Annotated in this window: 20 protein-coding genes and 1 tRNA gene; 14 read left to right on the top strand and 7 right to left on the bottom strand. The window is 72.3% G+C overall.

The features are described from left to right. Positions 1-13 precede the first annotated feature (13 nt). Positions 14-790, top strand: coding sequence for a cobalt-precorrin-6A reductase (locus ACH4OA_RS02800; RefSeq protein ID WP_397967304.1), 777 nt, complete (start codon positions 14-16; stop codon positions 788-790). A gap of 17 nt (positions 791-807) precedes the next feature. Here the strand turns inward: ACH4OA_RS02800 and cobF are convergent, their stop codons facing one another. Both cobF and ACH4OA_RS02790 read right to left on the bottom strand, forming a co-directional pair. Then, a complete protein-coding gene (cobF, locus tag ACH4OA_RS02795; protein ID WP_365871902.1) occupies positions 808-1,581 on the bottom strand; it encodes a precorrin-6A synthase (deacetylating) in 774 nt (257 codons plus the stop codon). Between the two features lie 180 nt (positions 1,582-1,761). After that, complete coding sequence (locus ACH4OA_RS02790; RefSeq protein WP_397948100.1) at positions 1,762-2,268, bottom strand: DUF309 domain-containing protein; 507 nt, start codon at positions 2,266-2,268, stop codon at positions 1,762-1,764. 127 nt (positions 2,269-2,395) lie between these two features. On the opposite strand from ACH4OA_RS02790, the gene ACH4OA_RS02785 reads away from it, so the two are divergent. Both ACH4OA_RS02785 and ACH4OA_RS02780 read left to right on the top strand, forming a co-directional pair. Next, a tRNA-Pro gene (locus ACH4OA_RS02785) sits at positions 2,396-2,469 on the top strand. 229 nt (positions 2,470-2,698) lie between these two features. After that, positions 2,699-3,916 carry a GNAT family N-acetyltransferase gene (locus ACH4OA_RS02780; RefSeq protein WP_397967302.1) on the top strand — a complete coding sequence of 406 codons (1,218 nt, stop codon included), beginning with the start codon at positions 2,699-2,701 and terminating at the stop codon, positions 3,914-3,916. Positions 3,917-3,980: 64 nt separating this feature from the next. Here ACH4OA_RS02780 and ACH4OA_RS02775 read toward each other — a convergent pair whose 3' ends face one another. After that, complete coding sequence (locus tag ACH4OA_RS02775; RefSeq protein ID WP_397935450.1) at positions 3,981-4,988, bottom strand: threonine/serine dehydratase; 1,008 nt, start codon at positions 4,986-4,988, stop codon at positions 3,981-3,983. A 323-nt stretch (positions 4,989-5,311) separates the two neighbouring features. Between ACH4OA_RS02775 and ACH4OA_RS02770 the strand changes: the two genes are divergently transcribed. Continuing rightward, complete coding sequence (locus ACH4OA_RS02770; protein ID WP_397967300.1) at positions 5,312-7,141, top strand: hypothetical protein; 1,830 nt, start codon at positions 5,312-5,314, stop codon at positions 7,139-7,141. Between the two features lie 172 nt (positions 7,142-7,313). On the opposite strand, the gene ACH4OA_RS02765 is transcribed toward ACH4OA_RS02770, so the two are convergent. Further along, positions 7,314-8,210, bottom strand: coding sequence for a LysR family transcriptional regulator (locus ACH4OA_RS02765; protein WP_397935447.1), 897 nt, complete (start codon positions 8,208-8,210; stop codon positions 7,314-7,316). 194 nt (positions 8,211-8,404) lie between these two features. Between ACH4OA_RS02765 and ACH4OA_RS02760 the strand changes: the two genes are divergently transcribed. The 3 genes from ACH4OA_RS02760 (at position 8,405) to ACH4OA_RS02750 (ending at position 11,694) form a co-directional block, all read left to right on the top strand. After that, positions 8,405-9,283: a carbon-nitrogen hydrolase family protein gene (locus ACH4OA_RS02760; RefSeq protein ID WP_397967298.1), complete on the top strand. Its 879-nt coding sequence runs from the start codon at positions 8,405-8,407 to the stop codon at positions 9,281-9,283. Then, positions 9,280-10,671, top strand: coding sequence for an APC family permease (locus ACH4OA_RS02755; protein ID WP_397948091.1), 1,392 nt, complete (start codon positions 9,280-9,282; stop codon positions 10,669-10,671). Before ACH4OA_RS02760 ends, ACH4OA_RS02755 begins: the two co-directional genes overlap by 4 nt. A 549-nt stretch (positions 10,672-11,220) precedes the next feature. Further along, positions 11,221-11,694 (top strand): hypothetical protein, encoded by a 474-nt coding sequence (locus ACH4OA_RS02750; protein ID WP_397935441.1) that lies wholly within the window; start codon positions 11,221-11,223, stop codon positions 11,692-11,694. 37 nt (positions 11,695-11,731) lie between these two features. Here the strand turns inward: ACH4OA_RS02750 and ACH4OA_RS02745 are convergent, their stop codons facing one another. Next, positions 11,732-12,883 carry a Dyp-type peroxidase gene (locus tag ACH4OA_RS02745; RefSeq protein ID WP_397967295.1) on the bottom strand — a complete coding sequence of 384 codons (1,152 nt, stop codon included), beginning with the start codon at positions 12,881-12,883 and terminating at the stop codon, positions 11,732-11,734. Positions 12,884-12,965: 82 nt separating this feature from the next. Between ACH4OA_RS02745 and ACH4OA_RS02740 the strand changes: the two genes are divergently transcribed. Continuing rightward, positions 12,966-14,333, top strand: a complete 1,368-nt coding sequence (locus ACH4OA_RS02740; RefSeq protein ID WP_397935437.1) for a right-handed parallel beta-helix repeat-containing protein — start codon at positions 12,966-12,968, stop codon at positions 14,331-14,333. Here the strand turns inward: ACH4OA_RS02740 and ACH4OA_RS02735 are convergent. Further along, on the bottom strand, positions 14,317-14,997 hold the full coding sequence (locus ACH4OA_RS02735) for a hypothetical protein (protein WP_397948181.1): 681 nt from the start codon (positions 14,995-14,997) through the stop codon (positions 14,317-14,319). The two genes, ACH4OA_RS02740 and ACH4OA_RS02735, sit on opposite strands and share 17 nt — an antisense overlap. Positions 14,998-15,302: 305 nt before the next feature. Next, positions 15,303-17,750 carry an SdrD B-like domain-containing protein gene (locus ACH4OA_RS02730; protein WP_397967293.1) on the bottom strand — a complete coding sequence of 816 codons (2,448 nt, stop codon included), beginning with the start codon at positions 17,748-17,750 and terminating at the stop codon, positions 15,303-15,305. A gap of 1,156 nt (positions 17,751-18,906) precedes the next feature. On the opposite strand from ACH4OA_RS02730, the gene ACH4OA_RS02725 reads away from it, so the two are divergent. The 6 genes from ACH4OA_RS02725 (at position 18,907) to ACH4OA_RS02700 (ending at position 24,742) form a co-directional block, all read left to right on the top strand. Then, positions 18,907-20,208 (top strand): glycosyltransferase, encoded by a 1,302-nt coding sequence (locus ACH4OA_RS02725; RefSeq protein ID WP_397948085.1) that lies wholly within the window; start codon positions 18,907-18,909, stop codon positions 20,206-20,208. An 84-nt stretch (positions 20,209-20,292) separates the two neighbouring features. Next, positions 20,293-21,519 (top strand): sedoheptulose 7-phosphate cyclase, encoded by a 1,227-nt coding sequence (locus ACH4OA_RS02720; RefSeq protein ID WP_397935432.1) that lies wholly within the window; start codon positions 20,293-20,295, stop codon positions 21,517-21,519. Then, positions 21,509-22,255 (top strand): cupin domain-containing protein, encoded by a 747-nt coding sequence (locus ACH4OA_RS02715; RefSeq protein WP_397935430.1) that lies wholly within the window; start codon positions 21,509-21,511, stop codon positions 22,253-22,255. Before ACH4OA_RS02720 ends, ACH4OA_RS02715 begins: the two co-directional genes overlap by 11 nt. Further along, positions 22,252-23,181 (top strand): VOC family protein, encoded by a 930-nt coding sequence (locus ACH4OA_RS02710; RefSeq protein ID WP_397935429.1) that lies wholly within the window; start codon positions 22,252-22,254, stop codon positions 23,179-23,181. Before ACH4OA_RS02715 ends, ACH4OA_RS02710 begins: the two co-directional genes overlap by 4 nt. Then, the gene (locus tag ACH4OA_RS02705) at positions 23,178-23,978 is read left to right on the top strand and encodes an HAD-IA family hydrolase (RefSeq protein ID WP_397967292.1); all 801 of its coding nucleotides are present in this window, start codon (positions 23,178-23,180) and stop codon (positions 23,976-23,978) included. Before ACH4OA_RS02710 ends, ACH4OA_RS02705 begins: the two co-directional genes overlap by 4 nt. Then, positions 23,975-24,742 (top strand): SDR family NAD(P)-dependent oxidoreductase, encoded by a 768-nt coding sequence (locus tag ACH4OA_RS02700; protein ID WP_397967290.1) that lies wholly within the window; start codon positions 23,975-23,977, stop codon positions 24,740-24,742. The genes ACH4OA_RS02705 and ACH4OA_RS02700 overlap by 4 nt, the downstream gene beginning before the upstream one ends. Positions 24,743-24,762 lie beyond the last annotated feature (20 nt).

The raw sequence follows: 24,762 nt of genomic DNA, 5'->3' as shown, positions 1-24,762 counted from the left end.
TACGCTCACCTCCATGTCCCCGCATGTGCTGATCCTCGGCGGCACCACCGAGGCCCGCCGTCTCGCCGCCGGACTCGCCGCCCGGCCCGGGGTCCGGGTCACCACCTCGCTCGCCGGCCGGGTGACCCGCCCCGGCGCGCTGCCCGGCGAGGTGCGGACCGGCGGCTTCGGTGGACCGGACGGCCTGGCGGACTGGCTGCGGGAGAACCGGGTCGACGCCCTGGTGGACGCCACCCACCCGTTCGCCGAGACGATGACCGGCCACGCGGCCCGCGCGGCCCGGAGCACCGGTGTCCCGGCGGTGGTCCTGCGCCGCCCCGGCTGGCGGCCGGGCCCCGGCGACCGCTGGTACGACGTCCCGTCCCTGGCCGGGGCCGCCGAGGCGCTGCCCGGTCTCGGCCGCCGGGTGTTCCTGACCACCGGGCGCCTGGGCCTCGCCGCCTTCGCGGGGCTGACCGGCCTGCGCTTCCTCGTCCGGTCGGTGGAGCCGCCCGAGCCGCCGCTGCCGCCGGACACCCGGGTGATCCTGGCCCGCGGCCCGTTCACGGTCCCGGGCGAGACGGAACTCCTGCGCGCGCACCGGATCGACGTCCTGGTCACCAAGGACAGCGGCGGCGAGGCCACCGCCGCGAAACTCACGGCCGCGCGCGACCTCGGCCTGCCCGTCCTGGTCGTCCGCCGGCCCGCGCTCCCGGACGGGGTACGGGCGGTACCCGGCGTAACGGAGGCGCTGGCGGCGCTGGAGCGGCTGGGCGTACTGGAGCAGCCGGACGGACCGCCCCTGCATTGATCCCCGCCCCTCGGCGGTCAGTCCTCCGCGCGATGCCTGCGCAGCAGATACGTGTCCATGATCCAGCCCTTGCGCTCCCTTGCCTCGGCCCGCAGCCGTTCGATGCGCGGGGCGGCCTCGGCGACCGGACCGGACACGAGGATCTCGTCCGGCGTGCCTATGTAGGCGCCCCAGTAGATGTCCATGTCCTCAGCCGCGAACCGCCGGAACGCCTGGTGCGCGTCCAGCATCACGACCACGTCGTCCACCCCCTCCGGGAAGCCCTCGGCCAGCCGCCGGCCCGTGGTGATCTGCACCGGCCGGGCGACCCGGTTCAGCCCCGTGCGGTGCCGGGCTACCAGGGCGGAGACGCTGCTGATGCCGGGCACCACGTCGTACGTGAACTCCACCGCGCCCCGCTCCAGCACCTCCTCCAGGATGCCCAGCGTGCTGTCGTACAGCGCCGGGTCCCCCCACACCAGGAAGGCGCCCGTGCCGTCCTCGTCCAGCTCGCCGGCGATCAGCCCCTCGTAGATCCCGGCGCGGGCGCTGCGCCAGTCCCCGACGGCCGGGGAGTACGCCGCCCCGCCCGCCGCGCGGTCCCGCTCCGGGTCCCGGGCCTCCACGACCCGGTACGACCCGGCCGGCAGATGCGCGTCCAGCATGTCCCGGCGGAGCCGGGTCAGGTCGCTCTTCACCTCGCCCTTGTCGAGCAGGAAGAACACGTCCGTGCTCCGCAGCGCCTTGACCGCCTGCAAGGTGAGCTGGTCGGGGTCGCCCGCGCCGATACCGATGACATGAATCTTTCGCACGCCCCGAGTCTGCCGCATGCCACTGACAGCGCGTCCACCGCCTCCGCACACCGAGCGACGAGCACCGCTCGCGCGGCCCGCCAGGACGCCCCGGGAAACCCCTGATCGTGCGCCTACGCCCGGCACCCGGGCCAACGCCTTCCGTGCCCCGTTCCCGCGGCTCCCGATCCCCGCCCTCGCTCAGGGACCCAGTCGGGGCGCCGCGGTCCTGGCGTCGACCGGGTCCGGGTCCCGCTCCACCCGGCCGGCCAGCTCCCGGGCCCACCGGGTGAGTCCGGGCAGGTCGAGACCGTACGGCCGGTCCTCGCCCCGCGTGGCCGCCCACTCCTCCACCGCGCCGGCGCCCCGCCGCAGCAGCCGCGCGCCGCCGACGGCGTTCCCCCGGGCCGCGTGGGTGAGCCCCACCGCCAGCTGGGCCAGCCCGCGCCACAGCGGGCGCTCCTCCTGCGGGCCCGACTTCCAGGCGTCCTCGAAGACCTCGTGCGCGTGGAAGGGCCGCCCGGCAGCCAGCAGCGTCTGCGCCTCGCCGACCGTCTCCAGCGGCGCCCGCAGGACGCCCTCCGGCTGCCGGGGGACGCCCTGCGCGCCGTACGGCAGCGGGCGCCCCAGCCCGTCCCGCGGCCGAGCGCTCCGGGCCCGCCCGGCCATGTCCCGGTCTCTGGCATCCGATGTGCCCGCGTTCGTCATACCGCCGATTGTCCCCGCTCACCCGGCATCCCGCCGCACCCTCCGCCCGGGCCCCCTTCGGTGCACGCCCCGGCGTGGGGTAAAGTGCTGTTCGCACGATCTCGCGGGGCACCGCGGGTGAGCGCATCGGGACGTGGCGCAGCTTGGTAGCGCACTTGACTGGGGGTCAAGGGGTCGCAGGTTCAAATCCTGTCGTCCCGACTCGTGAGAGTCGCAGGTCAGGGCCGGTTTCGGAGCAATCCGAAACCGGCCCTTGACCATTTCTGGGAACCGGTCGGGGACCGGTGCTCCGACAGTGACGTGCCTCTGGTGGAGCGGGCTCCGGGTCCCGCATCATGTCCTGACGACCGATGTGTCCGGGACGGGCCAGGCCGGCCTGGGCCGGGCCGATGCGGGCCGGCCGCAGAGCGGAACCCCTGAACGGAGTGCCATGGCGGTTGTCTCCACCAGGCCGGCGTCCTCGGCCGATCTGCCCCGGCTGTGCGCTCTGCTGGCCGACGGCCGGCGGACGGCCGCTGTGCCGACGGGGCCGCTGGCTCAGGCCGTGGCACACGGGCTGGTGCAGGTGGCCGAGACCGAAGCAACCCTGGTGGGCTGCGCGGCTGCCGAGACACCCTCGCCCGGGCACGTGCGGTTGTTCGCGGTGGTGGTGCGTGCCGGGATGCGGCGCCGGGGCATCGGGTCCCTGCTGCTGGAAGAGATGCTGGAGAGGATTCCGCATCGCCAGCCCGCAGAACGACCGGTGATCTCGGCGGTCGTGGAAGTCACGGAGCTGGAGGCGGCCCGTTTCCTGCTGTCCACGGGGTTCATCGGTACCCGGATGCTCAGAAACGGAGCGGATAGCGAGCCGCGGATCCAGTACCAGCACAAGATACGGGTCGAGTACGTCGACCCCGATGCCCGGCATCTGGTTCCGCTCGCGGAGCTGGAACAGCTGGCGGAATCCCTCGCGGCCCCCGACCAGGCCGTGACCGCGCTGGTCACGCTCGCCGGCGAGCCCGCCGTCGAGATCGCCCGGTTCGAACGGGACGACCCCGCCTCCCTTCAGTCCGGCGAGGCCGCCGCGGGCATCGCCTTCTCGGGATCGCTGCTGGCGGCCATCACCTTCATCCTCGGCTTCGCGCTCACCTCGAGCCGCTTCCCCGACGATGTCCGCCTGCTGCTCATCGGTGCGACGTTCAGCACCATGCTCTCCCTGATCGTCTACGCGAGTGCCTCCGGGGAACTGGCCCGCATCCGCGCGAACTCCTTCGGAAGGACGATGAAGTGGGGCAACGTGCTGTCCGAATACGGGGGCGTGCTGCCGCTTGTGATCGCCCTTCCCGTCACCTATGCCCAGGTCAGCGGCAATCCCTGGACGACCATGGTGCTGGCCGCCGCGCTCGGCGTGGCGATCGTCGGCTATGAACGGTCGGAGTTCTCCATCGCCCGCCGTTTCGAACACACCAGGCTCGACCTGGGGTTGATGACGCTGACCGCGGTGGCCCCGAGCGCCGGAGCCGCGCTCGTGACCGCAGGAGCGGTCACCTGGCCCTGGACAGCCGTCCTGGCTCTGACCTTGGCAGCCCGCGTCTGGCTGTGCCTCCTGCGCCAGGGACCCGAGGGCGGCATCGCGGAGCACCGCCGCCAGTGGCAGATCAGGGCGTGAGCCCCAGGGCCCGCCGGGTACGTGCCGCGCTCAGACGCACCGGAAGGGGCGTCCAGGGCTGCTGTCACGCAGGGCCCGGACCCGTCGACGGCGGCCGGGGCGCCTCCCGCACGCCGACGGCCGCCTCCGGTGGCGGGGCCAGCACAGCGGCCAGGGTCGGCAAGCCGATGTTGCGGCCGGAGACCACCGCCACCATGCGTCCGTGCGCCGGCACCTTGCCCGCCAGCAGTGCGGCGACGGGGACGGCACCGGAGCCCTCAGCGACGTAACCTCGGTGGGCGGCGAGGTAGCGGAGCGCGGTGCGGATCTCCGCCTCGGTGACGGTGACCATGGCATCGATGTGCCGGGTGATCAGATCGATGGTGAGCGAGCCGTGCTCGATATTGCCCGCCAGACCGTCAGCGAGCGTGGTGCCCACCTCGACCGGTATCCGCCGGCCCGCGGTGACCGCTGTCGACACGGCCGTGGACACGGCGACCTCCACCCCGGCGACCCGCACGTGGGGCCGGGTCGCCGCCCACAGTCCGAGGCCCGCGGCCAGGCCGCCGCCGCCCACTCCACACACCACGGTCATCGGCCCGCCGACCTGTACGTCGAGTTCGCCACCGATGGTGGCCTGGCCGGCGATCACCTGCGGATCGTTGTAGCCGGAGAGGTAGGAGGCGCCCTCCCGCGCCAGTTCACGCGCGTAGGCCTCGGCCTCGTCGTAGGATCTGCCGGCCTGGACGAGGTCGACGCCCGAACGACGCAGCGCTTCCACCTTGGCCGGGGAAGCGTTCGCGGCGACCACGACGGTGGCCCTGCGTCCGAGGACCCGGGCGGCGTAGGCGACGCCGAGAGCGTGGTTGCCCGAGGAGGCGGTGACCACCCGTGCTTCCGGTGGCGCGGCGGCCAGGGCGACGAGGGCACCGCGCACCTTGAACGATCCGGTCGGCTGGAGACTCTCCAGCTTCAGCACCGGTTCCCGGGCCGTGCCCGCCCCCATGTCGACCGGAGTGGGGGACAGGTGCCGTGCGATCAGACGGCGTGCGGCTTCCAGTTCCTCCGAGGTGGGGGACGAGCGGTGCGTCATGGGCCGGTGGGTTCTGCCGGGCGTACACAGGTCGGGCCGGCTTTCCGGCCGGGCAGCGCGATTCCGCTCACTCAGGCTCCCACCGCGCGGCCCGCCCGCCCCGTCGGCCCGGCGGTCGCGCAACGTCTCGGCTGTGTCGTCTCCCTCCCAATGTACGTGCTACCTCCGCCAGTTGGGCCGCCCCGCGGACGCCGGTCCGGCCGGCCTCCGACCCCTGGCGATGCCTTCGAGGCATGCCGTCGAACCCCGATGGGTCTTCGACGGCAGCACCGTGCGTCCCCAGAATGCGGGCATCACCCCTTCGTGTTCCCGAGGAGTTCACCGTGCCCTTCTTGCATGCCCGGCGCCGCTGGGCTGTGTTGACCGTGCTCGTCCTGGCCCTGGCCCTCGTGCCGTTCTCACCGCTGGCGGCAAAACCCGCGTACGCCGCGACCGCCGTACCCGGTGATCCGCTCACCGGCAGCGGCGCCGTGTCCAGGTCGGTGCTGACCGCCGCCACCCTGGCCGGCGGCGTGGCCACCGGCACCGTCACCAACGACGCCTTCGCGCTGCCCGCGGCGGCCGCCGCCCCGACGCACGCCTTCGAGGGCACCCTGACGCTCAGAGGCGTGGCCAGAGCGGGCGGTTTCCGCACCATCAAGGACACCTACGGCTACGCGGCCACCGCCGCGCTCAGGCACCTGCCGCCGGTGAGCATCGACCTCGTGCAGAACGGCAGCCACGTCATCCCCGCCGTCCGCGGCCTGCAGATCACCGGGAGCGCGTACTGGAACCTGATCGTCGAGGGCGGCCGCGCCTGGAACGAGAACGGCGACGGCGGCCGCACCCGTGTCTCGCTGCCCTTCGCGCTGGTCGAGCGCAACGCCAACTGCGTGCACAACGGCCTGCTGGCCTTCCTCTTCGACGGCGGCACGATCTCCCAGGTCCGCTACCAGATCACACACGAGACGTGCCAGTACTTCCAGTTCGACATGTGGGGCCAGGTCGGCGCGGCCTACTCCCGGCACACCGTGACCGGTGACACCCGCCTGAAGAACGCGTACGCCGCCGAGGTCGCCGACCGCGTTCCGACCAAGCCGATCAGCGCGCTGAGCACCGACCACCCGGACGCCGGCGTCGACACCAGCGCGTTCGGCAGCGGCATCACCGCCTCGGCGCTGAGCACGTACGGCGTGTCCTACGGCGGGGTCAACTACGTCGGCGCGTGTCAGACCCGCCGGGGCGCCTACCCGTACTGCAACCAGATGGTGCTGCCGTCGTTCTCGCTGGCCAAGACGGTGTTCGCCGGCATCGTGCTGATGCGGCTGACGCAGGTCTACGGCTCGTCCGTGCCGTCGCAGCTGATCCGCGACTGGGTCGGCGAGGCGGACACCTCCGCCTGGACCGGCGTCACGTTCCAGGACACCGCGAACATGGCCACCGGCAACTACTCCTCCCGCGCCTTCGAGGCCGACGAGTCCGGCAGCGGCATGACGGCGTTCTTCGACGCCGAGGCGTACCGGCCGAAGATGACCGCCGCGCTGGCCTTCCCGCACTCCGCCGAGCCCGGCACGCAGTGGGTCTACCACTCCTCCGACACCTTCGTGCTGGCCCGGGCGATGCAGAACTACCTGGTGGCCAAGGCCGGCGCCGGCAGCGACATCCACCGCTGGATCCGCGACCAGGTGCTGGTCCCGCTGCACCTGAGCCCGGACGTGCTGACCACCGAGCGCACCGGCAACAGCGCCACCGGGCAGCCGTTCGGCGGGTACGGCCTGTTCTACACGCAGGACGACATCGCCAAGGTGAGCCGGTTCCTGAACGCCGACGGCGGGAGGATCGACGGCGTGCAGATGCTCGACCCGACGATGCTCGCCGACGCGATGCAGCAGAACCCGGAGAACCGCGGCATCACCACGACCGCCGACACGACCGGCAGGACGTACCAGTACCAGGACGGCTTGTGGGCCCGGCGGTTCACCTCGGCGGACGACCCGGTGTTCACCAGCCCGGTGTACGTGCCGTTCATGTCCGGCTTCGGCGGCATCACCGTGGCGATGCTGCCCAACGGCGCCACGTACTACTACTTCAGCGACAACGACGAGTTCGGCTGGTCGGCGGCGGCCGCGCAGGCGTACAAGCTGCCCGCCACCGGCGGAGACGGCGGAACCTGAACGGCCGGCCGACTGCTCGGCAGCGGCGGCCTCGAGACCGGCACAGCGGACGACGACGCCGTGTCCGACAACGGACGAAGGCCGTCGCCTGAGCCACGCTGACCGCCGCGGTGCCGGACTCCTCCGGCACCGCGCGTCCGCCGGCCACCTGGTCCCACACCGTGGCCGCGGTTCACCGGCGGGCGGCGACCTGTGGCCCGTACCGCTCGACACAGAAGGCAGACAAGCCGGTAGCGAATGCCTCGATGCTGTGCAGCGCATAGTGGCCGGCGTCCCACGCCGCGTGCAGGTGGATCTGCAGCGGTTCGCCCGCGCTGTCGAGGATCAGCAGCGGGTGCAGGTCGAAGCGGGGATCGTCGGAGACCACCGCGACACCATGGCCCGAAGCCGCCATGGCCTGTGCGACGTGCGGGGTGTCGCATTCGAGCACGATGTCGTACGAGGCGTCCGCCTCCTGCACGGCATGGTCCAGGATGCGTCGGGTGCCGTGCGCGGGGGTGAGGACGATGAGCGGCTCCGCGGAGAGTTCCCTGATGGTGACGCGGTCCCGGCCCGCCCAGGCGTGGTCGGCACGGACGTAGGCCCACAGCGGCAGTCGGGCCACCGGGAGTCCGGCGAAACGGCGCCTCGGAGGTGCCGAGGAGATGGCGACGTCGGCGCCCCTCGCAAGGGCCTGATACGCACGTGCCGGACTCTCCGCCTGCACGGTGACCAGCGGATCCTCCGGCCCCCAGGTGGCCAGGAACGGCGCGATCACGTCGGTGATGGTGGTGGGCGGCGCCGCCACGGTGATCCGCATGGCACAACCGGCGGCCAGCGCACCGACCGCGGCCTCGGCGGCGTCCGCGCGGGCGACCAGGTCGCGGGCCAGCGGAAGGAAGCGCCGGCCGGCCGCCGTCAGGACCATCTGCTTGCCGCCGCGGTCGAAGAGCGTCATCCCCAAGGTCCCTTCAAGGCCGCGCAGTTGGCGCGACAGTGAGGGCTGAGCGATACGGACCACCTCGGCAGCCCTGGTGACGGAACCGGTCTCCACGATGGTCAGGAAGTAGCGGAGCACTCGGAGTTCCATGGCGGTGGCCCCTCGGGAGACGGAGGAGACATGACACCTTCATGCCTCAAAGGCATGGTAATCAATCCCGCCAAGTATTTGAAGCTATGACTGACTGGTTGCATTCTTGTCGCATCGGAATTCGCGGTTATCGGCACCCGAATCTCCGAGGACTTCTTCTCGTACAGTGATCCTCTTGATTGGCTGGTTCCCGCATGGCCCGCCCCCTGCCCCTGATCCTCGCCCAGGCGCCCGGCCGTCCGGCCGACGACCTCGCAGGCTTCGCCGCCGACGTGGAGCGGCGCGTGAGACTGCGCGTACCCGGCGCCCTCGTCGTCTACCCCGAACTGCACCTCGGCGAGAGCGCCCCCGGCGTCCCGGCCACCCCGGAGGAGGGGGCCGAGCCGCTCGACGGCAAACGCGATGCGGCCTTCGCCCAGCTCGCGGGGGACCTGGGCATCTGGCTGGTGCCCGGCAGCGTCTACGAGCGAGGCGCGGGCGACCGCGTCCACAACACGACACTGGTCTACTCACCCCAGGGTGAGCGCATCGCCACCTACCGCAAGATCTGTCCGTGGCGCCCGTACGAGACGACCACACCCGGCGACCGGTTCGAGGTCGTCGACCTCGCCGGGGTCGGCCGTATCGGACTGTCCATCTGCTACGACACCTGGTTCCCGGAGATCTCCCGCCATCTCGCCTGGATGGGCGCGGAGCTGATCGTCAACGTGGTCCGCACGTCGACGAGCGACCGCGCGCAGGAAGTCGTCCTCAGCCGCGCCAACGCCATCACCAACCAGGTCTTCGTCGCCAGCGTCAATGCCGCCGCCCCCTCCGGGGTCGGCCGCAGCCTCCTCGTCGATCCACAGGGCACGGTGCGCGCCGAAACCACCGATGCCGGCGACTCCACCCTCACCGACGTGATCGACCTCGACGAGGTCGGCAACGTCCGCCGCTACGGCACCGCCGGTCTCAACCGGATCTGGGACCAGTTCCGCCCCGGCGACCCAGCCCTCGAGCTCCCGCTGTACGGGGGCCGCATCGACCCCGCCACCTGGAACCCCGCCCACACCACCGAGGAGCCACCACGATGAGCAGCGAGACCACCGGGAACAGCATGAGACTGAAGGGCGACCTGAGCCTCCTGTCCGTCGTCCTGTTCGGCCTGGCCTACATCTCCCCGGGCATCGTTGTCACGATCTTCGGTGTGGTCGCCGCCACCAGCGGCGGCGTGGCCCCGACCGCGTTCGCCGTCGCCACCCTCGCGATGCTGCTCACCGGGCTGAGCTACGCGAAGATGGCGCGCGCCGTGCCCGGCGCGGGGTCGGTCTACACCTACGCCCGCAGGATGCTCGACAGCCGCATCGGTTTCCTGTCCGGCTGGGCGATGCTGCTCGACTACTTCTTCATCCCGATGGTCGGCTGGCTGATCACGGCGATCTACTTCAACGCCCAGTTCCCCGAGGTACCCAAGTGGGCCTGGCTGATCCTCTCGGTGGGCGTCACCACAGCCGTCAACGTCTTCGGCATGAAGCTGGCGGACCGCGTCAACAAGGTCCTGATGTTCATCGCTCTGGGGTCGCTGGTCCTCTTCGCCACCCTGTGTACCGTCTTCCTCGGCAAACACGGCTCCTCCGCCCCCGCCACGGACGCCCTCTGGAACTCCGGCACGTCGATCGGCGCGGTCACGGCGGCCGCCGCCATCGCCGCGTACTCCTTCCTCGGCTTCGACGCCGTCTCCACGCTGGGTGAGGAGGCCAGGGGCGGGGCGAGGACGATCGGCCGAGGCATCGTCGGCTGCGTCATCGCCGCCGGAGCGATCTTCATCGTGCTGTCCCTCGTGATGCAACTGGTGCACCCCGGCGCGAAGTTCGCCGACGTCGACGCGGCCGCCTACCACCTGAAGGTCCAGGTCGGCGGCGAGACGTACGCCGAGATCATCAACTTCGTCACCATCGCCGGATCCATCGCCTCCTGTATCGCCCTGCAAGCCTCCGCCGCCCGCCTCATGTACGTCATGGGACGCGACGGCGCACTGCCCAGGGCCGTCTTCGGCAGCCTGTCGGGGAAGACCGGCACGCCCGTCCCGAACCTGCTGCTGACCGCGGCCGCCGGTGTCATCGCCATGAAACTCGACCTGACCACGGCCACCTCGTTCATCAACTTCGGCGCCTTCCTCGGCTTCACCCTGGTGAACGTCTGCGTGATCGCCCACCTGGTCCGCGAGCGCAGACACGGCCGCACCCCCCACCTCTTCTCGTACCTGGTGATGCCCGCCATCGGCGCCGGCGTCTCCCTCTACCTCCTCACGAGGCTCGGTCACGTCGCACTCCAGATCGGCGGCGTATGGCTGGCGATCGGCGTCGTCTACCTGGCCGTCCTGACCAAGGGCTTCCGCCGGCCCGCACCCGAGATGACCTTCGACGACGACACCACCGCCACCGACGGAGCCCCCGCGGCCACGGACAGAGTCACCGCGTAGCTCTCCCGACGCACGGCTGCGGACACGACGTACGAGCTGTCCGGACCGGGCGCGGCGACCATCGGCGAGGCGGTCGCCCTCCTCTCCGACGCCACCGCCGCCGGCGCACGGCGCGACTGACCTGACGGCCGACCGCTCACCTCAAATGCCGCTCAGAAGATCACCTGGTCCCCGCTGCTGTCCCGCTCACGGTCCTAGGACGGGAGCGGTGAAGAGGGCCACTGCCTGCGCAGGAGCGGCGGCGTTGGTGGCGCTCTCCGGGTGCAGCGGCGGCCAAGATGGTGTGACCAAGGCTCCGGCCCTGGCGGGAGGAAAGGTGAAAGCGCAGCTCGCGAAATGCCCGGGGGAACCGGGTACTGGAGATCCGCGGCGGAATGCAGGCCGGTCCCCTTTCGGTCATCGTCACATGCCGGGGAAGGGGAAGGGTGACTGTCTTGGTTCGGCGTGCGGTGGGCACTCACCGTCGGACAGTAGCCACCACGGTCCCGCCCGCCCCGCGCGTGCCGTTCCGGTCCGCTCTGTCAGAGGTGGCCGGTAGCCTCGGGCGCCATGGGGATACGGATCGAAGTCGCGGTGGATTACCCGGTCAACGATGAGATGGAGCGGGTGCTCGGGCTGGCCGAGGCGGTCGGTGAGCCCGTCGCCGTCACGTTCCTGTGGGAGGGGAGCGAGGAGGCGGAGCGGGCCGTGCTGGTGCCCGCGGCCACCCTGGCGCGCTGGGAGCACTGGGCCCCCTCCGCCTACCCCGGGAGCGGCGCGGAGGAGGAGGACGGAGCCGTGGCGCGGAAGCCGGAACTGGCGCACCCGGCGGAATTCGGCCCCTTCACGCTCTTCCGCCGTCGCACGGGAGGACGCACGGCGGTCGCCCGGGACGGCGTGGTGGTCGCCGAACTGCTCGACCCCGACGAGGCGCACTGGCTCCAGGAGAAGGCCCGCGGGGTCCGTCAGGGCTTCATGGACCCCAGGCAGAAGGCGGCGTTCGAGGAGTTCCTCGCCCGGCAGGCTGCCCTCGGCGAGCAGTGACGCGACGGCTCCCACGGCACGCCGGGCACCGGAGCTGTCAGCGGAACGTCCCGGCGCCGAGCGGGTGTTGTTCGTCGAAGCCGGGGAGGATGAGGAACGTCGCGCTGGCGGTGGTGGTCGTGAAGGACAGCAGCGCGTCGGAGGCGTCCATGCGGGCCAGGGTCTTGGTGAAGGCGCGCAGGTCGTTCTGGAAGCTGATGAAGAGCAGGCCGGGGGCGGGCTCGTCGGTGCTGTAGGAACGGCGGAGCATGAGGCCGGCGCCGACCACGTTCGGGTTGGCGCGGCGGACGTGGGCGTCGGCCGGGACGAGGTAGCGGCCGTCCGGTGTCTTGGCGCCGAGGTCCGGGTTCCCGGCCGCGGTCCCGCCGGAGAGGGGCACGCCGGTGGCCCTCCGTCGGCCGAAGACCGCCTCCTGGCCGGCGACGGGGAGCGCGGCGAACCGCGACAGGTCCACTTCCATGCGCCGTAGCACGGCGATCGTGCCGCCGGCGACCGGAGCCGGCCCGGCCAGCCACAGATGGCGTCGGCGTTCGGCCGTGGTGTGCGGGCCCACGATGCCGTCGATGAAACCGAGCAGGTTCCGCGGCGCGGAGACGCCCTTGCCCACGGACACGTCCGGACCGCGGCGTCCGGACTGCCGCCAGCGTTCCCGCAGCCGGTGGCCCGCCTGCCGCAGGAGCGCGGCGGCGACGACCGGTAACAGCAAGGGGTCACCGGCGCAGATCTGTAGCAACAGGTCCCCGCCGCGCTCCTGCGGGGCGATCCGCTCGCGGGAGAAGCGGGGAAGGTCCGCCGCGCCGGGCAGGGCGGGATCGACCCCGCGCACCAGCCGTGGTCCCACCCCGATCGTCACGGTGAGATCGCCCGGCGCCAGGCCCAGCAGGCGCGGATCGGTTCCCGCGGTGAGCGTGCGGACGGCCTCGCCGAGTTCGGCCAGCAGCGGTCCGGCGGCCGCGGCGTCGGCGAGGTCGGCCACCACCGCCAGGAGGTTCGGCTGGGCCGGCTGCGGGAGCGTGACGCCCGCCTGATGACGACCGGTCGGCGACACCGGCGCGGGTGACGCGGCGGAAGGGGGCCGGTCCGACTGGGCCGGGGGCGCTTCGCACCCGGCGGTGAGCCCGGTGGCCGCGGCGGCTCCGGTGGCCCCGATGAACGCGCGGCGTGACGGATGGGCGTCGGCTCGGCTCACGGAGGGAAGAATGCCATATCCGTTCCGGCCGGGGCGAGTTGACCGGCCCCGCGCCGCGGCGACTTCATGCCAGGATGAGGTCATGCCTCGTCTCCGCCTTCGCGTGCTGGCCGCGTCAGTGTCCGCACTGACCTGTGTACTGACGGGCTGCGGGCCCGGCGACGACGGGCCGGCCGACGGCCGGCGGCCCTCCGGGGCGCATGTGACGATCCATGTGCCGGCCGACGCCCCGACGATCTCGGCCGCGGTGTCCCTCGCCCGCCCCGGCGACCTGGTGCTGGTCGCGCCGGGCGTGTACCACGAGTCGGTCAAGGTCTCCACGCCCCGGGTCACCCTGCGCGGCGAGTCCCGGGACAAGGTCGTCGTCGACGGGCGGTTGCGGCAGCCGAACGGCGTGGTGGTCACCGCGCCCGGCGTGGCCGTGGAGAACCTGACCGTGCGGAACAACACCCAGAACGGGGTCCTGGTCACCGGCTCGGCGAAGGCGGCCGCCGGGCTGCCGGGGCAGTCCGGGGGCTACGACACCGGCGACGAGCCCGTCACCTTCCTGAAGTCGTTCCTGGTCTCGCATGTGACCGCCACCCGCAACGGCCTGTACGGCATCTACGCGTTCTCCGCGCAGAACGGCGTCATCGAGCACTCGTACGCCTCGGGCGGCGCCGACTCGGGCATCTACGTCGGACAGTGCAAGCCCTGCCGCATCGTGGTGCGGGACAACATCGCCGAACTCAACGCGGTCGGTTACGAGGGCACCAACGCCGGCGGGGACATGTACGTGGTCGGCAACCGCCTCGTCGGCAACCGGGTCGGACTCACCACCAACTCCGACCACCAGGAGAAACTGCTCCCGCAGCGGGGCGCCGTCATCGCGGGCAACCTGATCGCCGCCAACCAGCAGCGGGCCACCCCGGAGCAGGCCGACGGCGGGTGGGGCACCGGGATCGGCGTCGACGGCGGCAGCGACAACCGGTTCCTGCGCAACCGCGTCGCCGGCAACGCGGGCGCCGGGCTGGTGATCACGGCGACCGCCGACATACCTCCGGTCGGCAATCAGATCGTGGACAACACGTTCACCGGCAACGGCGTCGACGTGGGCTGGACGTTCCCCACCGCCACGCGGGGCCGGGGCAACTGCCTGCGCGGCAACGCCCTGCGCGCCACGGTGCCCGCCCGGCTCACGACAGCCGCGTCCTGCCCGGTCCCGGCCGGGACGCCCTCGCCGGCCGGCCGGTGGGGGACACCCGCGGCACCCGGTGGCATCCCGTTCACCGAGGTCGCGGTGCCCGCGCCGCAACCGCAGTTCCCGCACGCCGCGACCACGGGCGCCACCGCGGTCCCGGCCGTCCCGGCGCTGCCCGACACGGCGGACGTCCCGCTGCCGCCGCCGTCCCTGCTCGCCGCGGGCGCGCGGGTGCGGACGTCCGGCCCGGCGGCTACCGGGTCGGGGTGAGTCCCGGTACCGGCCGCACCGGTACGTACCTCTGGGTGTCGAACGCGATGACCACCGGCTGCGCCTCGGACCGCACGCTGACGCGGACCCGGTACATGGTGCCGTCCGGGCCGAGCCAGTAGCGCACGGTGTCCGCCGTACCGGAGCGGTCGCGGGAGGACGGCCCGGTCATGACGTCCACCCGGCGCCCGCCCACCCGGTCCCGGCCCCACCAGGAGGCGCCGTTCTGCGGCAGCAGCTCGGCGTTGTCCGGCCGGTCGCTGCCCAGCTTGAGAGCGATGGCCAGCGAACTGTCCAGCGCGCTGCCGGACGACCGCAGCGGACGGCCGTACCAGCCCGAGCGGGGCGGCGACGCGGGCGCGTGCGCCGGGGCGTCCGCCATCGGGTGGACGAACACCGAGGTGGCCGTCCACTCGATCAGTCCGTCGCTGGAGGTGTCGCGGCCGCTGCCGTGCACCACGCCGTAACCGATCTTGCCCCGGTAGTCGACGGACCCGGTGACGACCAGCCCGCCGGCCGCGCCCGGCACGGTGATCGTCATCGCGCGGCCCCGCGCCTCGTAGTTGCGGAACCGTGTGATCGCCAGCCGGTTCGCCTCGTCCGAGGTCAGCGCGCGCGGACCGCCGGACTCGGAGCCGCCGCCGGCCAGGAGGACCGCGGCCACCGCGGCCACCGCCACGGCCACGGTGCCGAGGACGGCCGCCGCCCAGCGGGGCCGCGGCCATCGGCGCCGGCCGGCCGCACGGCCCGGTGGAGCCGGCCGGATTCTCCCGCTGCGCACGCGGTTCGACGCTGGCACTCTTCTTCTTCACCCTCTCGGTCACACTGCCCGGCCGCCGCGCGCTCGCGCCGGCCGGGCAGTTCGGTGACGGACGACGTCAAGGCCGGCCTCGGCGGGCCGGCCTCGGCGTGACCGCCCCCACCGCGTCATGCGGACGCGGTGGGGGCGGTCACCGTGGTGTGCTCCGTTCAGTTCGTCCGGGTACGACGCTTCCGGGTCGCGAACGCGATGACCAGACCCGCGCCCGTCAGCAGACCGACGAGGCCGATCAGCTTCGGCAGCCCGGACATGCCGGTGTCCGCCATCGATCCCGAACCCCCGTCGCCGGGACCCGGGTTGGCGGGCGGCATGGGGGACTGCGGCGCGGAGGACGGCGGCGTGGAGGCCGGCGGCCCGCTCGGGGTGGAAGTCGGGGTCGGGGTCGGGGTGGGGGTGGCGGTAGGAGTCGGGGTGGGTGTCGGGGTCGGGGTCGCCTCCGGGATGTACACCCCGGCGTCGATCGTGTGGTCGACGCCGCCCGGCTTGTCGGGGGCGGTGACCGGCGCGAAGCCGTTGCACAGCCGTCCGGTGGTCGGCGGAGTCACATTGGAGTCGTGCGCACGGCTGGCGCCGGCCCGCGGGAGCGTGAACCGCAGCTCGCTCGCCGGGGGTTGTCCGGGCACCTGGCTGGTGTCCGCGGTGCACACGTCGAACTGCACCGTGTACTTCGCGCCCGGCGTCAGCTCGTACGCGGCGCCGACACCACCGAAGTAGTACTCGCCGGCGGCATCGGTCCTGGTCGTGGCGACCTGCTTGCCGTCCGCGTCCAGCAGGTTGACGGTCGCGTCCGGCAGCAGCACGTGCCCGGGGTCCTGGATGCCGTTGTGGTCGCCGTCGAACCAGACGACGTTGCCGATCTGGATCGGCGCGTTCGCCGCCGCGTAGGCGATGTCACCGAGCCCGCCGGCCTTGCCGAAGCCGCCTTGTTCCCGGCTGACGAACTGGAAACCGTTGCCCGTCGGGTTGTTGCCCGGGCCCATGCCGGTCGTGATGTGGTGGTAACCGGTGCCCGAGGTCGCGACGTTGACGACCGGGTCGAACTCCGTGCTGACGACCCACTGCTGCTGCGGGATGTAGGCCACGGACCCCAGCGAGGTCTCCTGGTGCGCGTTGGCGTAGAAGTCGCCCGGGAAGTACTCGACGACGTCGGCCGGCTGGCCCCCGTTGTTGCCGGGAGTGGCGTGGTTGGGGCAGCTCCCGGTGCCTTCCCACTGGTATTCGCCGGTGGCGGTGGCGCAGACCATGGTGATGTCACCACCGGACATGCCGTTCTCCGCCGTGTCGTTGCCCGGGCGGGGGTCCAGACCGCCCCAGCTGAGCGCGTCCATGAAGCGGTCGCGGAAGCCCAGGATCATCGAGCCGTCGCGGCCGAAGGCGAGGGAGGCCAGCTCCGGCTGCGGGTCGATGTAGACGCTGCCCGCCTTCCGGTCGTCCCACGTGTCCAGACCGGTGTTCCACGGGTTCCAGTGGGTGGCCTTGTCACCGGTACCGAAGACGCTGCCGCGCACGTCCGTGAGCGGGTGGCTCAGCACCGTGGTGAACCGCTTGCCGTCGTAGGTGGCGACGACGGCCTTCAGGTCCGCGCGCTGCTGCGTGCTCTCCGCGCTGCACACGCCCGCGACGTACAGCGTGTTGTCGTGAACCTGGAGACCGAACGGCCGCCAGTCACCGGGGCTCGCGCACCCCGGGTCCGGGATCCGCACCGTCGACTCGGGCCGCGAGGCGGTGGCCCCGGTCGCGTCGAAGGTCACCAGGCTGCGGGTCAGCAGGTTCACCGCGTACAGCGTGGAGCCGTCCTCCGACAGGGCCAGACCGCCGATGCTCTCCTTGCCCGGTGCGTCGGTGAACCCGGCGTCCTTGATCAGGTTGGCGGTGTCGTGCGCCGTCACCGTGGCGTCCCGTACCTGCGCGAACAGCTCCGGCGCACCCGAACCGCCGAGCGGCACCGTGTAGATGGCGCCGCCGCCCTTCGGTCCGTACGGGGCGTACCGGCGGGCGAACGCGCTCTGGAACAGCCGGGTCCGGTACGTGTCGTACGCCAGCCCGAACGTCGTGCCCACCTGGTCCTGGGTGGCCAGCGTGGCCGGGCACGCCACATCGGTGGGACAGGTGCCCCGGGTGTCCGTGCCGAACGCCACCAGGGCCCGGTTGTCGGTCGAGTTGGCGCCGTTCTGGACCGGTACGAAATACCGGGAATCCGGCAGCGCGTAGTCGGCCGGGTCCCACACCCCGGTCACCACCGAGGCGTTCTGTCCGTCCGACACGTCCACGAACGACGTGAAGCTGTCGAAGTGGTTCTCCGCCGTCGACGCGGGCGCCGCCCGCAGATAGCGGCTGTACGGTGCCGGGACGCTGACGTCGACGCGGTAGTGGCCGCCGCTCAGCGCGGCCGACCCCGGCACCACGACCTTTCCGGTGGCATCCGTGACGCCGGTGACCTCGTGCCCGGCGGGGTCGGAGACCTCCACCTTGATGCCCTGCTGCGGCACGTCCATCGTCGTGTTGATCACGCCGGTGCCGAAGAAGTCGCGCAGGACCTCGACCGTCAGCGTGCCGTCGGCGGCCGCGGCGGCGGCCGGTCCCGCCGTCGCTCCCATGGCGCCGCCTGCCAGTAAGAGGACGGATAACCCGGTGCGGGCCAGCGGCTCCGCAAGCCGCCGGGCCGACCGGCGCGAGTCTCCGCGGACTCGGTTCATGGCATCACACTCCGCACTTCTCTTGTCTTGACAACGAAGCCCCCGCTTCTCGCCGCACGCCCACTTCGCGGCCCCGGACGCGGGCGCCCGGGCAAAGAAAAAGGGCCCATCGCTGGTGCATGGGCCGCTTTATGAGGATCTTTCGAGGAGGATGCGGGTGTGCCGTAAGCATCGCGGGCCGGAAAAAGCGAACACCCGTTCCGGCTCTCGGGCAGGACCACCCGGGATCGTGTGTTTCCGCAGCTCGATCACGGTACCCCCACCCGCCCACCCACCTCGCCGACCGCCATCGCGAGCAGCGCGCGACAGTCTAACCATCGGTGTCTCGCCGTCACCAGCGGAACCGGCGCATCCGTCGGGATGCGTGAGCGCCCGGGAAACGCGGCCGGAAAGGCGTGCGCCGGCGGGGTGTCACGCATGCGCACGCGAGGGTCGGACACGGCGCGGGTCGGGTCGGGCACGCCCCCCTGGGAGGCGGTCCGGACGCGGGCGCCGGTGCCGGCCGGCCGCGCGCACCGTGGGTCCCGCCGGCGGCTTTGACCCGGCATGGGGCGGGCGAGGGCCGGTTCAGGGTAATCCGAAACCTGAACTTGACTTTTTCTTGGGAATCGGGGTCGAAATGTCGTGACGGGCCCCGGTTCCGGTGCACGGAAGGTTAATAACGCGTTCCACGGGAGAACAGCACATTTCCGGAATGAAAAGTTGATCATGACGGCCTGTGCGACGGTGGCCGATTCCTTTGCTAAGTGTCCCGAAGAACCTGTCCACATCCTGAACACCGCAGGTGGCGGCTTGATCCAAAAGAGTGAGCGGGTTGCCTCACTGGCTGGTATTAATTGCTTGACCGATCAAGTGAGCGCTCTCTAGGATCTTCATGGATCGATCCCTTAAAGAACTGCATGGTCGTAGCAGGCAAGGTTTGTCATAGCCATCCGTCGCGCGTTGTCGGAATACGAGGAAGGTGGCGGACGTGGGGTCGTTGGTCAGTGAGGTGTCACCCGGCTCCGTCAGCGGCGCGCCCCGTGGAGTTTCCCTGCCCGCACGGGTGGCGCAGGCCTTGGCGCAGCGCACCGTCTGGCATCTCAACAGCACCGCCCGCGGTGGTGGTGTCGCTGATTTACTGGAGAAGGCCATAGGCCTGCACAACGAATCCGGACTGCGGGCCCGCTGGCTGGTGCTCGCCGGTGACGCCGAATTCTTCGCGGTGACCAAGCGGCTCCACCACCGTCTGCACGGCAGCCCGGATCCGGTGGGCCCGCTCGGCGCCGCCGAGCGCGAGACCTACGAGACCACCACCTCCCGCCAGGCGCGCGAGGTGCTGGAGCGGGTGGCGCCCGGCGACCTCTGCGTCCTGCACGACCCGCAGACCCTGGGCCTGGCCCCGCACCTCGTCGCCGCCGGCCTGGACGTCGCCTGGCGCTGCCACATCGGCACCGGCGCGCACTCCGCGGTGGTCCGCGACACCTGGACCTTCCTGGAGCCCTATCTGCGGGCGCCGGCCCGGTGCGTCTTCTCGGCCGAGCGGTACGCCCCGCCCGGCCTGCTACGACAGCAGGGAAAGGTCGTCGTGCTGCGGCCGTCGATCGACCCCGCCGCCCGCAAGAACCGCCCGATGACGCCGGCGGCGGTGCACGACCGGCTGCGCGCGATCGGCCTCCAGGCCGGGCCCGGCCGGCCCGCGGCCGCGGGCACCGCCCGCATCGTGCAGGACCGGCCCCTCCCCGAGGACGCCCCCCTGGTCCTCCAGGTGTCCCGCTGGGACCCGCTCAAGGACATGGCCGGGGTGCTGCGCGGCTTCGCCGGGCACGTCGCGCCGGTCCGGGACGACGTGCACCTGGTGCTCGCCGGACCGGACCCGGACGACATCCCCGACGACCCCGAGGGCGCGCGGATCCTGCACGAGCTGCGCGGCGCCTGGGAAGCGCTGGACGGTCCGGTCCGGTCGCGCGTGCACCTGGTCAGCCTCTCGCTGCTGGACGCCGACGCCAACGCCGACTCCGTCAACGCGCTGCAACGGCGCGCCGACGTCGTCGTACAGAAAAGCCTGCGGGAGGGGTTCGGACTCACCGTCACCGAGGCCATGTGGAAGGGGAAAGCCATCGTCGCCAGCGCGGTCGGGGGAATCACCGACCAGATCCGCGACGGATACGAAGGCACCCTGGTGCGAGATCCCCATGACCTTCCCGCATTCGGTCGCGCGCTGCTCCGTCTGCTGGCGGAAAGCGATCTCCGGGAGCGGTACGGAACCGCCGCCCACCGCCGCTGCACGAAGGAATTCCTTATCTACCGGGAATTCATGGACTACTGCTCGCTCTATACCGGTCTCTTACAGGAAACCCCGGCCGCCACGCATTCGTGAGCGGTGCGGAAAAACCTGCGGAGGCCGGACCCGTATCACGTGCACCATTTCCTTTCCATCCGTAACCGATGAGGAAGCGACGACATGGAAAGCCTTGTGCAGTCAACCGCCCACACCCGGTCGGACACCGAAGACACCGTGGTCTCCGCTCTGATCCGCAATGACGGCAACCGGACCGAATGGCTGGTCCAGGCCACGAAGCCGGTCCGCTACGAAGTGCGCATGGTCGACGGACTCCTCGACCCCGCCCACCCCGACCTGGCCCTGGCCGGCGTCACCGAACGCACCGGCAACCGCCGGTTCATCGTCCTCGACGACCACGTGGAGCGCTTCTACGGGGACCGGCTGCGCGCCTATCTGGACGCGCACGGCCTGGAGCCGTCCTTCTGCGTCCTGCCCGCCGAGGAACGCACCAAGACGATGGACAGCGTCGCCCATGTGGTCCGGGCCCTCGACGAGTTCGGGATCTCCCGGCGGCACGACCCGATCATCGCCATCGGCGGGGGCGTCCTGCTCGACATCGTGGGCTTCGCCGCGAGCATGTACCGGCGCAGCACGCCGTACGTCCGCGTCCCCACGACGCTGATCGGCATCGTGGACGCCGGCGTCGGAGTCAAGACCGGTGTCAACTTCGGCAGTTACAAGAACCGGCTCGGCACCTACTTCGCCCCCGCGCTGGCCCTGCTCGACAAGACCTTCCTGGCCACGCTCGACGAACGGCACATCAGCAACGGCCTGGCCGAGATACTCAAGATCGCACTGGTCAAGGACATGCGCCTGTTCTCCCTCCTGGAACGGCACGGCGCCGCACTGGTGTCCAGCCGGATGCAGGCGCAGGGCGCCGAGGGCGACGTGGTGCAGGAGGTGCTGGAGCGGGCCATCCACGGCATGCTCGAGGAACTGCAGCCCAACCTCTGGGAGAGCGAGCTGCAGCGCCTCGTCGACTACGGGCACACCTTCAGCCCCACCATCGAGATGCGGGCGCTGCCGGAGCTGCTGCACGGCGAGGCCGTCGCCGTCGACATGGCCCTCACCACCGCCATCGCCCGGCACCGCGGCATGGTGACCGAGGGCGACCAGCGGCGCGTCGGCGGTGTCATGCGACAGCTGCGCCTCCCGCAGCACCACCCGGTGTGCGAGGTGGACAGCCTCGCCGAGGCGCTGGAGGACACCGTCCGGCACCGGGACGGGTTGCAGCGGCTGCCGCTCCCGGTGGGCATCGGCTCCGCCCGGTTCGTCAACGACGTGACGGTGGCCGAGATCGAGCGGGCCCTCGCCACGCTGGCCGCCGGGGGCCTCGATGCGGCCTGACCTACAGATCTCCGACCTCGGCTCCCCGTCGCACGTCCACGGCGTGCACGGCGCGGCCGGAGTGACCCAGTGGCGCTCGCTCGCGACGGGGCGGGGGCTGCGCGGCCCCTACGAGGCGGTCGAGTGGGCCTGCGTCCCGCCCGGCGGACTCAGCGGCGAGCATCTGCACAGCCGCACCGAGGAGGCCTACGTCCTGCTCACCGGCCGGGGCGAGGCACTGCTCAACGGCGAGCCGCACCCGGTGCGGGCCGGCGAGGTGATCCTGACCGGTCTCGGCGCGACGCACGGCCTGCGCAACACCGGTGCCGAGCCGCTGAGCTGGCTGACGCTCGAAGTCCCCGCCCCCCGCACGACGGCCCTCACCCACACGCCCTGGAAGGACGCTCCCATGACGGATCCGCACGCCGGCGAAGCGGTGGTCGTCGACCTCGAAGAGCTGCGGGACGTCGATCCCCGGCCCACCCTCCAGGGCCCGCTGCACCGGATCCGGCTGCTCGAACTGGCCCCCGGCGCGGTGGAGCGCCTGCCCGGACAGGGCGCCGAGCACACGGTGTTCGTGCTGTCGGGCACCGCGACGGCGTCCAGCGGGTCCGGTGACGTCACCGTACGGGAGGGGATGTCCGTGACCGCGTCCGGCGGCGAGGACCTCCGGCTCACCGCGGCCGCCACGACGTTCCGGGCGGTGTGCGCCAGTTTCGTCGTCCCCTCGCCGCTCGGGAAGGGCGCGGGCCGGTGATCGTCACGGACAGCGGCGCCGCCTCGACCCTGGTGGACGGCGACGGCCGCAGCCGGCGCTGGCGCTGTCTCGCGCGCCGCGGCATGCTCTTCAGCGAGTGCGAGTCCGTCGACCACATGACCCTGGAGAAGGACTCCGTGCTGCACGCCGACCCGGAGGCCGGCACCGAGAGCCTCTGGTACGTGGTGCGGGGCGACGCCGCCTTCCACACCGACGGCGACGGCCCGGGCCGCCCGGTCCGGGACGGCCACGCCGTCCTCGTCCCGGCCGGCGCGTCCGGGCGCCTGGTGGCCGGTTCCGCCACGGAGGTCGTCGTGGTGACCTGCGTACCGGACGCTACGGCGCGGCGCCTGCCGCACCGGGCGCCGTCGCTCCCGGCGCCGGCCCGGGGCATCCCCACCGCGACCAACGTCGACCACATCGCCTACACCGTGCCCGACCTCGACGAGGCCGTGCGCTTCTTCGTCGACGTCCTCGGCGCCGACCTGCTCTACCGCGAGGGCACCATCCGCGCCGACGACGACTGGATGCGCGAGGCGCTCGGCGTGCATCCGCGCGCCACCGCGGACATCGCCATGCTCCGCCTCGGACCGGTCACCAACCTCGAACTGTTCCAGTACACGGCACCGGACCAGAACCCGGTCCCGCCGAAGAACAGCGACGTCGGCGGCCACCATCTCGCCTTCTACGTACGCGACATCGACGCGGCAACCGCGTACCTGCGCCGCCAGCCCGGCGTGCGGATCCTCGGCGACGGACCCCGGACCGTGGACAGCGGGCCCATCGCGGGAGACCGCTGGCTCTACTTCCTCAGCCCCTGGGGCATGCAGCTCGAACTGATCAGCCTCCCCGGGAGACTGCCGTACGAGGAGGAGACACCGCACCGCCGCTTCGGGCCGTGCGACGCCTGGACGGTCGCACCGTGACCGGCGCACCGTCCCGGGTCGGCACAGGGCCGCGCGCCCTGCCGGACGCGGCGGAACTGACCTGCCGCGCCGTGCTGTTCGACCTGGACGGCGTCCTGGTGCGGTCGGAAGCCGTGGTGGAGCGGTCCTGGACCGCATGGGCCCGCGGCCGGGGCCTGGACCCGGCCGGCGTGCTCGCCGCCTGCCACGGCCGGCGCTCCGTCGAGGTGATCGCCGCGTTCGCCCCGGACCTGGACGCGGAGGCGGAGGCGGCCCGGCTGGAGGCCGGGCAGGCCGAGGACATCGACGGCCTGGCGCGCTGCGCCGGCGCGGACACCGTGCTCGCCGCCCTGTCCGGTGCCCCCTGGGCGGTGGTGACCTCCGGGAGCAGGGCCCTGGCCGTGTCCCGGCTGCGCGGCACCGGACTGCCGGTGCCGGACGTCCTGATCACCGCCGACGACGTCGAGCGGGGCAAACCCGCGCCGGACGGCTATCTGGCCGCGTCCGCCGCGCTCGGCGTCCCGCCCGCGGACTGCGTCGTCGTGGAGGACGCGCGCCCCGGCGTCCTCGCCGCGCGCGCCGCCGGCATGCGCGTCGTCGGAGTGAGCGGCACCGCCCTCGGACCCCAAGAGCCGCTGGACCGTGTCGTCGGCACCGTGGGCGACCTCGCTCCCCGCACCGAGGCGGGACACGTCGTCCTGCTGGGCGGCGCCCCACGGCCGGCGCGGACGGTCCGCACCGGCCCCTCACACACCGGCCCGGCTGCCCCGGCCGGCCCCGCGCACGACCCGGGAACACCTTCCAAGGAGGCGTCATGAGCGGAGATTCGCCCACCGTCGGCCTGGTGACCGCGGCATCCGGCGGCATCGGCCGCGCCGTGGCCGGGGAACTGCTCGCCCGGGGCGTCGTCGACCGGCTCGTCGCCGTCGACGTCGCCGAACCCGCCACACCGCTGCCCGGGGGCGCCGACTTCCGCCGGTGCGACCTGCGGGACACCGCCGGGCTGGCCGAACTCGTCGCGGACCTGCCCGCCGAGCTGTCGGTGCTGGTGAACGTGCTCGGCGGCGAACAGCGGCCGCCCGTCGCGCCGGTGACCGACGTGGCCTGGCCGCCGCCGGAGGTCTGGGACGACATCATCGACCTCAACGTCTCGGCCGCCTACCGGCTGACGCGGGCCCTGGCCGGCCGGCTGGTCCCGGGCGCGGCGGTGTGCAACGTCAGCTCCATCGCCGCGGCGATGCCCTGGGCGGTCTCACCCGCCTACGGCGCCGCCAAGGCCGCGCTGGAGCACTGGAGTTCCTCCCTGGCCGTCCTCCTCGGACCGCGCGCCGTCCGGGTCAACCTGGTCCGGCCCGGGTTCGTCTGGAGCCGGCAGTGGGCGGCGGTGGACCGGGCGGAGTTCGAGCGCGTGGTGGCCGACCGGGTCGTCCTGCACGAGGCACCGCCGTACACCAGCCGGGAGCAGACGGCCGCGGACATCGCCGCCGCGGTGGCGTTCCTCTGCTCGCCCGACGCCCGGCACGTGACCGGGCAGGCCATCAACGTCGACGGCGGGGCGACCCTCGTCCGGGCCGCCCGGTGACGGACCCCGCCGTGCCGCCC

Source organism: Streptomyces sp. NPDC017095 (genome assembly GCF_044332325.1).
GTDB lineage: Bacteria > Actinomycetota > Actinomycetes > Streptomycetales > Streptomycetaceae > Streptomyces.
Note: the sequence above shows the minus strand (reverse complement) of the source record. Positions and strands in the feature narration are given on the sequence as shown.